Genomic DNA, 6,829 nt, shown 5'->3' with positions numbered 1-6,829 from the left:
GCACATGGCCGACACCCGCACCCGCCACCACGCCTGGATCCGCGAACACGGCACCGACCTCCCCGAAGTCGCCGACTGGACCTGGAACGGCTGACGACCCGAGCACCGCGGGGCGGGACGGGCGCACTCCCACGACGCGGCTCCGCCCCGCGGCGCTCCCGGCGCGGCGGGGCGGCATCAACCTCGTCGCGTCGGGCCTGAACGTAAGGCGGCGACTCCGTCGACGAGCCCAAGCTGCCCCGGAGGCAGCGGAGTTGACCGGAAGGGTGCGGTGAACTAGCCGACGAGCGCGGTGGCGGTGTCCCACAGGCGCGTGGCGTTCTCCGCGTCCAGCGCCCACGGAGCGACGCCGCCGCCGAACCGCTCCGGCCTCGTCCGCACCACCGCGGCCTCGGCGCAGTCCTCGAAGTAGCGGCCGCCGATACCCTCCAGCAGCGGTGACGCCGCGAGGAGCACGGAGGTCGCGGCGCCCTGGGCGGGGGTCTTGCGCCGTTCGACGGGGGTACGGAGGCCGCCGGTGTGCTTCTGCAGGCCGGTCGCGATCGCGCCGGGGTTGAGGGCGTTGGCCAGGACACCGTCCTCGGCCCAGCGCCGGGTCGCCTCCACGGCGAGCAGGACGTCGGCGGTCTTGGACTGCCCGTACGCCGACCACGGGTCGTAGGGGCGGATCCGGAAGTCCAGGTCGTCGAAGATCACAGGCGAGAACATGTGCGCGTTGGAGCTGACCGAGACGATCCGGGCCCCCGAGGCGGCCGCGAGGGCGCCGTGCAGGCCCGTGGCCAGGGCGAAGTGACCGAGGAAGTTGGTGGCGAACTGGATCTCGTGCCCCTCCGGGGACAGCTCCCGTTCGGGCACGGCCATGATTCCCGCGTTGTTGACCAGGACGTGCAGCGGCCCGCGCCAGCCGTCGGCGAAGGCACGGACCGAGCCGAGGTCGGTCAGGTCCAGCTCGCCGACCCGGACGTCCTTGTTGCCGGTGGACTCGACGATGCCGGCGGCAGCCGCCCTGCCCGCCCCGGGATTGCGCACCGCCAGGGTCACCGAGGCGCCGGCGGCGGCCAGGGCGCGGGCGGTCTCGACGCCGATCCCGGAGGAGGCGCCGGTGACCACGGCGCGGCGCCCGGTCAGGTCGACCCCGTCCAGCACCTCGTCGGCGGTGGAGGAGAAGCCGAAGGGACCGCGGAAGGGCTGTGTGTCGTTCATGCAGTCGATGCTGCCGCTCCGCCCTGCGGGACGCCAGTGCCCGGCATGTCCCCCGTGCACCCTGGTAGTGAGGGGGACAGGGTCGACCGGGCGACCGGCGGCGACCTGCGGTTACGGTGAAGAACATGGAAACCGGAAGCGAGCTGGGCAGCTATCTGCGCGTCCGCCGCGAACGCGTCCGCCCCGGGGACGCCGGGCTGCCGGACACCGGCCGCAGACGCGTCCCGGGGCTGCGGCGCGAGGAGGTGGCCCTCCTGGCAGGCATCAGCACCGAGTACTACCTGCGGCTGGAGCAGGGCCGCGACAGGCACCCCTCCGACCAGGTCCTCGACGCGCTGTCCCGCGCCCTGCGCCTTGAGCGGGACGAGGAGGACTACCTGCGCGGGCTCGCCCGTCCGGCACCTCGGGCGCGCCGCCGGACCCGTCCGGAGACGGCGGCCCCCGGCGTGACCGCCCTGATCCAGCAGTGGAGCACGCCCGCCCTGGTGCAGGGCCCCTACATGACCACGCTCGCCGCCAACCCGATGGCGGTCGCGCTGAGCCCGTACTTCGCTCCGGGCGTGAACACCCTGCGGGCCGCGTTCCTCGAACCCGGGATGCGCGAGCTCTACCGGGACTGGGAGTCCATGACCGCGAAAGCCGTCGCCTATCTGCGGTCCCTCGTCGGGGGCGACGCCGCCGACGACCCCCGTCTCGTCGAACTGATCGGTGAACTGAGCCTGGGCAGTGAGCGCTTCCGCACGCTGTGGGCGCGCGTGGACGTGGCCCGCAAGAGCAGTGGAACGACCCTCCTGCGCCACCCCGCGGTCGGTGAACTGGACCTGCGTTACGAGAAGTTCGCCCTGCCCGCCGCCCCGGGCCAGGTGCTCGTCACCTACCATGCCGACCCCGGTACGGCCTCCTACGAGCGGCTCCAACTGCTGGCCCACCTCGCGGCCCGCCCCGGCGACGAGTTCACCGACCGGTGACTCGGGAAGGCCCCGGAGACGTCAATGTCCTTGCCGTATCGGGAGGTTGACGGCCCACTCGGTCCCTGGGCGCCGGTCCGCCCAATCCCGGGTAGCTCGAAACTCAAGTCGTCACTGATCCAGTCGTGTTCGCGCATCCGGTCGGGACGTCCGTCCGGAGTCCGGCGAAGGAGGCCGTTGTGGGCATGGACGTGGAACCGGTCAGCACGCTCGTCGTGTCCGGCAGGGTCGACCTGACCGCCGACGTGGTCCTGCTGGACCTGGCCGACCCCGGGGGAGCCGAACTGCCCGCGTGGGCGCCCGGAGCGCACGTGGACCTGATGCTGCCGGGCGACATGGTGCGCCAGTACTCGCTGTGCGGCGACCCGGCGGACCGGTCCCGCTGGCAGGTGGGCGTCCTGCGCGAGGCCGAGGGGCGGGGCGGGTCCATATTCGTCCACGACAAGCTGCCCGTGGGCACGGAGGTCGACGTCCGCGGCCCCCGCAACAACTTCCCCCTCGAAGAGGCCGACGGCTACGTCTTCGTCGCCGGCGGGATCGGAGTGACCCCGCTGATCCCGATGATCGGGGCGGCGGACGCGCGGGGCGCGCGGTGGGAGCTGGTGTACGGCGGCCGTTCCCGGGCGAGCATGGCGCTGGTGGACGACCTGGTGGCCAGGTACGGGGACCGCGTCACGGTCCGCCCGCAGGACGAGTTCGGGCTGCTCGACATCCCCGGTCTGCTGGGCACCGCCCGGCCCGGCACCGCGGTGTACTGCTGCGGTCCCGAACCGCTGCTGCTGGCCGTCGAGTCGGCGTGCGCCGCGTGGCCCGAGGGGGCGCTGCACATCGAGCGGTTCAGCCCCAAGGAACAGGCCGAACCTGTTCTGTCGGGTTCCTTCGAGGTCGAACTCGCGCTCTCCGAGCAGGTGTTGACCGTCTCGCCCGACAGGTCGATCGTCGAGGTCCTGGAGGAGGCGGGGATACCCGTCAACGTGTCCTGCCTGGAGGGCACGTGCGGTTCGTGCGAGTCGGCCGTCCTCGGCGGCACCCCCGACCACCGCGACTCCGTCCTCACGTCGGCGGAGCAGGAGGCGAACGACATCATGATGGTCTGCGTCTCCCGGTCGGTGACGCCGCGCCTCGTCCTCGACCTCTGAGAGCGGGAGCCCGGGACGCCCGCGGAGGAGGGCGGACGGCCGCGGCGGTCCGACCGCGCCGACAGGCTCTCCGCGGGGCGGAAATCCCACCGGGGCGGGTCGCCGACTCGCCGGATGCTCCGGGCGGGTGGACGCTGGAACCGTGAGCAGTGCACCCATCGTCGTGCACCGGCCGACCCGATCCGGCGGCCGGCGAGTCACCGTGCACAACCAGGGCCGGGACGGGATCCTCGGCACCGCCTACAGCGATCACGATCTCGTCGTGTTCCTCGAAGGCGCGGGCATCGTCGACCCCGACACCGTCATCGACGACCCGCGGTGGGTGGAGTGGCGCGGCGGCCACGCCCACGAGTGGCAGGCCGCCTGACCCGTGCCGTGAACGCGGCCGCCCCGCCACCTCGACGGTGACGGGGCAGCCCGACGCACGCCGTGCGTCTACTTGACGGTGACCTTCTTGGCGGCCGAAGTGGCGGCCGTGGTGGCCGAGTTGCCCGCCCAGACGTACCGGTACGAGCCGGTGGCCGAAGCGGTGACACCGGCCTTCAGCTTGCCGGCGCTGTCGGCCTTGACGTTCTTGAGAACTGTCCAGGTCGTCGAGCCGGTCTTCTCGTACTGGAGCTGAAGCGTCATCGTCGGGTAGCTGACGTACTTGTCGTTCGTCCAGTCCGCGCGGGTCAGGGACCCGGTGACGGTCAGGGCCGCGCCCTTCTTCACGGAGGTCGCCGAGACGGCCGTGGTCGCCTTGGTGATCCGCTTGATGCGGAACGTCTTCGCCACGTCCTTCTCGACGTAGTCGCCGTCGGCGCCCGCGCCGATCACCAGCGCCTTCCACGTACCGGCGAACTCGCTGAATATCTCGCTGCCGTCGGTGGTGGGCTTGGCGGTGATGGTGAACGTGTTGTAGCACGACGCCGTGGTGGCGCCGGTCGACGTGCAGACCGCCGCGTCCTCGTTCGGCACGAAGCCGTAGTCCGAGTTGTCGAAGACGTTGTCCGGGCCGTGCCACAGGATGGCCAGGTTGTTCTCCAGGTCCACCCCCGCCGGGTCGCTGACCGTGAAGGTCACCTTGACGGTGGACGTGGTGGTGGTGCCGACGGCCAGGTCCTTGCCGCCGTTGATGACCACGGACGAGATCGCGGTGTCGCCCACGCCCTCGTCGGCGGGGGCCACCGTGCGGGCGGTGACGTGCGGGGTGGCGGTCTGGTGGCCGGCGTGCCGGGTCGCGGCGGCGACGGCCGCGCGGGCGGCGTCCGAACCGTGACCGGAGGCGGCGGACGCCGCCGGGACGGCGAGGGCCGCGAGGGACGCGGCGCCGGCCAGGACGGCGAGAGCCGGTACTGCTCTTGTGCGCATGGATACTTCCTCGGTTGACGCGTCCGGCAGGCGATGAGGTGCGACGACTGCGCGGGTGCCTGCCGGAACGGCTGACGAACCGGAGCCTGATGACTCCGTGTGCCAGACAGCGCCCCGGGCGCCCCGGTTGCATCGTGCGCCCCGTCCTTGAACGCGCTTTTGCGAAGCGGCACTTGTGCGCTGCGCGAGGGAGAACGGGTGGTGAACGGCAGAATGACGGCCGGCTCGGCCGTGATCCGCTCAGGGCGCCACGGCGCGCGCCACGCTCGCGCGCAGCAGTTCCCTCCGGCGTTCGTGGTCCGCCTCGGGTTCGTCGGGGGTGGCGGTGTAGACACCGCTGGCCGGCGACCAGGCACTCGCCATGGAGATCACCAGGGTGAGGATCTCGAAGGGGTCACCCGGACACATGCGGCCGTCCGCCTGGGCCTGGGCGATGGCGGCCAACTTGTGGTCGTGCTGCGCGCCGGCGAACCAGAGCCCGGTGGAGTTCCGTTCCAGCCGGATCCACGCGATGAGCCGGACCAGGTCGGGGCGGCGCAGGTTCTGGTCGTACACCCGCACCGCCCAGCCCGGCAGGTCGTCGACGTCGAACGGGATGGCCTGGGTGCTGTCGTTGACACGGTCCTCGACGACGGCGTCGAACAGCCCGTCCTTGTTGCCGAAGTACCCGTAGAGCTGGGCCTTGTTGGTGCGGGCGGCGGAGACGATGCGTTCGATCCGGGCTCCGGCGATGCCGCGCTCGGCGAACTCCTCGGCTGCCGCGTCGAGGATGCGCCGACTGGTCGCGGCGCCGCGCGGCGTGGTCGGCAGTTCAGGCATGGCGCCACGTTAACAGACAGACCGGTTGGTCACTTTTGCGTGCGTCCGGGTCCGCCAGGGTCCGCGTTCAGCGCGGCACGGGAGCGTCGAGATCGGAGAGATCCAGTACGAAGCGGTAGCGGACGTCGCCCTCGGACAGCCGGGTGAGAGCCTCCTCGACGCGGGCCGAGGGGAGCACCTCGACGTCCGCGGTGATTCCGTGCCCGGCGCAGAACTCCAGCATCTCCGCCGTGTACCGCCGGCCGCCGGTGCCCGACGAGGTGAGCCTCTTGCGGCCCTGCACCAGGTCCATGAGCCGCACGGTGGTGGGCAGCGGATGGCCGAGCACGGCCAGGACGCCGTCCAGCGCGGTCATGCGCAGCAGCGGCGAGAGGTCGTGGGCGGCGGGGACGGTGTCCAGGACGAGGTCGAAGCGGTCGCGCGCGGCACGCGTCCGCCGCTCGTCGTCCGTCACGATCACGTCCGCGGCCCCGAGCGCGCGGGCGTCGTCGGCCTTGCCGGGGGTGCGGCTGAGGACGGTGACCTCGGCCCCGAGGGCGGCGGCCAGCTTGACCCCCAGATGCCCGAGACCGCCCAGGCCGACGACGGCGACCCTGCTCCCCGGCCCGACTCCCGACGCGCGCAGCGGTTCCCACATGGTGATGCCGGCGCACATCAGCGGAGCGGCGGCCGCGGGGTCGAGGGCGCCGGGCAGCGCGTGGGCGAACGTGTGCCGCAGCACGTACTCACGGCTGTAGCCGCCGTCCGTCCGCCTGCCGTCGACCCGGTCGGTGCCGCCGTACGTGGTGACAGGGCCCTCGTGGCAGAAGTTCTCCTGCCCGGCCAGGCACATCGGACAGGTGCCGCAGGAGTCGACGACGGTCCCGACCGCGACCCGGTCGCCCGGGGCGAAGGCGCTCACCGCGCTTCCGGTCCCCGTGACCGTGCCGGTGAACTCGTGACCGGGGACGACCCGGCCCTCGCCGAGCACGCCGCGGATCCTGTGCAGGTCGCTGTGGCAGACGCCGCAGAAGTCGACCCGGACCGCCATGTCGTCGTCGCGCAGGTCCCTGCGTGCTATCGAGGTCCGCTCCAGAGCCGTGGAGCCGTCGCCGGTGCTCTGCCAGCCGGTGGTGGGACGCATGGATCCTCCTGGATCGGAACGGGAAAGCCGAACAGACAGACTGTTTGGTCTTTCTCAGACTGGCACGCCGCCCGTCGAAAAACAAACCAACTGTTCTGTCTGGTGGTGTGGGGCGGTGAACCCAGGTCAACCGGCCGATATTCGTTGGTCGTTGGAACCCGCGCGTGACATCCTGCGCGTCGTGAAGGAGCTGATCCAGGACGACGGCCGGGATGAGGGCTGAA

General features: G+C 71.9%; 8 protein-coding genes. 4 read left to right on the top strand and 4 right to left on the bottom strand.

Features of this window, described 5'->3' with window-relative positions; genetic code table 11:
* Positions 1 to 276 precede the first annotated feature (276 nt).
* Positions 277 to 1,203 (bottom strand): SDR family NAD(P)-dependent oxidoreductase, encoded by a 927-nt coding sequence (locus tag ACFZA0_RS32875; protein WP_391023761.1) that lies wholly within the window; start codon positions 1,201 to 1,203, stop codon positions 277 to 279.
* 125 nt (positions 1,204 to 1,328) lie between these two features.
* Here ACFZA0_RS32875 and ACFZA0_RS32870 point away from each other — a divergent pair, with 125 nt between their 5' ends.
* The 3 genes from ACFZA0_RS32870 to ACFZA0_RS32860 all read left to right on the top strand — a co-directional run bounded on the left by ACFZA0_RS32870 (position 1,329) and on the right by ACFZA0_RS32860 (position 3,677).
* Positions 1,329 to 2,171, top strand: coding sequence for a helix-turn-helix domain-containing protein (locus ACFZA0_RS32870; protein ID WP_391023759.1), 843 nt, complete (start codon positions 1,329 to 1,331; stop codon positions 2,169 to 2,171).
* 185 nt (positions 2,172 to 2,356) lie between these two features.
* Positions 2,357 to 3,310, top strand: coding sequence for a 2Fe-2S iron-sulfur cluster-binding protein (locus tag ACFZA0_RS32865; protein ID WP_391023758.1), 954 nt, complete (start codon positions 2,357 to 2,359; stop codon positions 3,308 to 3,310).
* A gap of 142 nt (positions 3,311 to 3,452) precedes the next feature.
* Positions 3,453 to 3,677: a hypothetical protein gene (locus tag ACFZA0_RS32860; RefSeq protein ID WP_391023757.1), complete on the top strand. Its 225-nt coding sequence runs from the start codon at positions 3,453 to 3,455 to the stop codon at positions 3,675 to 3,677.
* 68 nt (positions 3,678 to 3,745) lie between these two features.
* Here the strand turns inward: ACFZA0_RS32860 and ACFZA0_RS32855 are convergent, their stop codons facing one another.
* From ACFZA0_RS32855 to ACFZA0_RS32845, 3 genes are all read right to left on the bottom strand, one after another.
* Entirely contained in the window at positions 3,746 to 4,663 is a 918-nt protein-coding gene (locus ACFZA0_RS32855) for a calcium-binding protein (RefSeq protein WP_391023755.1), read from the bottom strand.
* A 240-nt stretch (positions 4,664 to 4,903) separates the two neighbouring features.
* Positions 4,904 to 5,482, bottom strand: coding sequence for a TetR family transcriptional regulator (locus ACFZA0_RS32850; RefSeq protein ID WP_391023753.1), 579 nt, complete (start codon positions 5,480 to 5,482; stop codon positions 4,904 to 4,906).
* Between the two features lie 67 nt (positions 5,483 to 5,549).
* Positions 5,550 to 6,605 (bottom strand): alcohol dehydrogenase catalytic domain-containing protein, encoded by a 1,056-nt coding sequence (locus ACFZA0_RS32845; protein ID WP_391023751.1) that lies wholly within the window; start codon positions 6,603 to 6,605, stop codon positions 5,550 to 5,552.
* On the opposite strand from ACFZA0_RS32845, the gene ACFZA0_RS32840 reads away from it, so the two are divergent.
* Positions 6,604 to 6,828, top strand: coding sequence for a hypothetical protein (locus tag ACFZA0_RS32840; protein ID WP_391023749.1), 225 nt, complete (start codon positions 6,604 to 6,606; stop codon positions 6,826 to 6,828). The two genes, ACFZA0_RS32845 and ACFZA0_RS32840, sit on opposite strands and share 2 nt — an antisense overlap.
* Position 6,829: the final 1 nt, after the last annotated feature.

The sequence above is a fragment of the Streptomyces sp. NPDC008150 genome, from assembly GCF_042956945.1.
Lineage (GTDB): Bacteria > Actinomycetota > Actinomycetes > Streptomycetales > Streptomycetaceae > Streptomyces.
Note: the sequence above shows the minus strand (reverse complement) of the source record. Positions and strands in the feature narration are given on the sequence as shown.

Bases quoted from the DNA above. Each gene is read 5' to 3' on its own strand.
- ACFZA0_RS32875 (WP_391023761.1), bottom strand. From the start codon at position 1,203: ATGAACGACACACAGCCCTTCCGCGGTCCCTTCGGCTTCTCCTCCACC.
- ACFZA0_RS32870 (WP_391023759.1), top strand. From the start codon at position 1,329: ATGGAAACCGGAAGCGAGCTGGGCAGCTATCTGCGCGTCCGCCGCGAA.
- ACFZA0_RS32865 (WP_391023758.1), top strand. From the start codon at position 2,357: ATGGACGTGGAACCGGTCAGCACGCTCGTCGTGTCCGGCAGGGTCGAC.
- ACFZA0_RS32855 (WP_391023755.1), bottom strand. From the start codon at position 4,663: ATGCGCACAAGAGCAGTACCGGCTCTCGCCGTCCTGGCCGGCGCCGCG.
- ACFZA0_RS32850 (WP_391023753.1), bottom strand. From the start codon at position 5,482: ATGCCTGAACTGCCGACCACGCCGCGCGGCGCCGCGACCAGTCGGCGC.
- ACFZA0_RS32840 (WP_391023749.1), top strand. From the start codon at position 6,604: ATGGATCCTCCTGGATCGGAACGGGAAAGCCGAACAGACAGACTGTTT.
- ACFZA0_RS32845 (WP_391023751.1), bottom strand. From the start codon at position 6,605: ATGCGTCCCACCACCGGCTGGCAGAGCACCGGCGACGGCTCCACGGCT.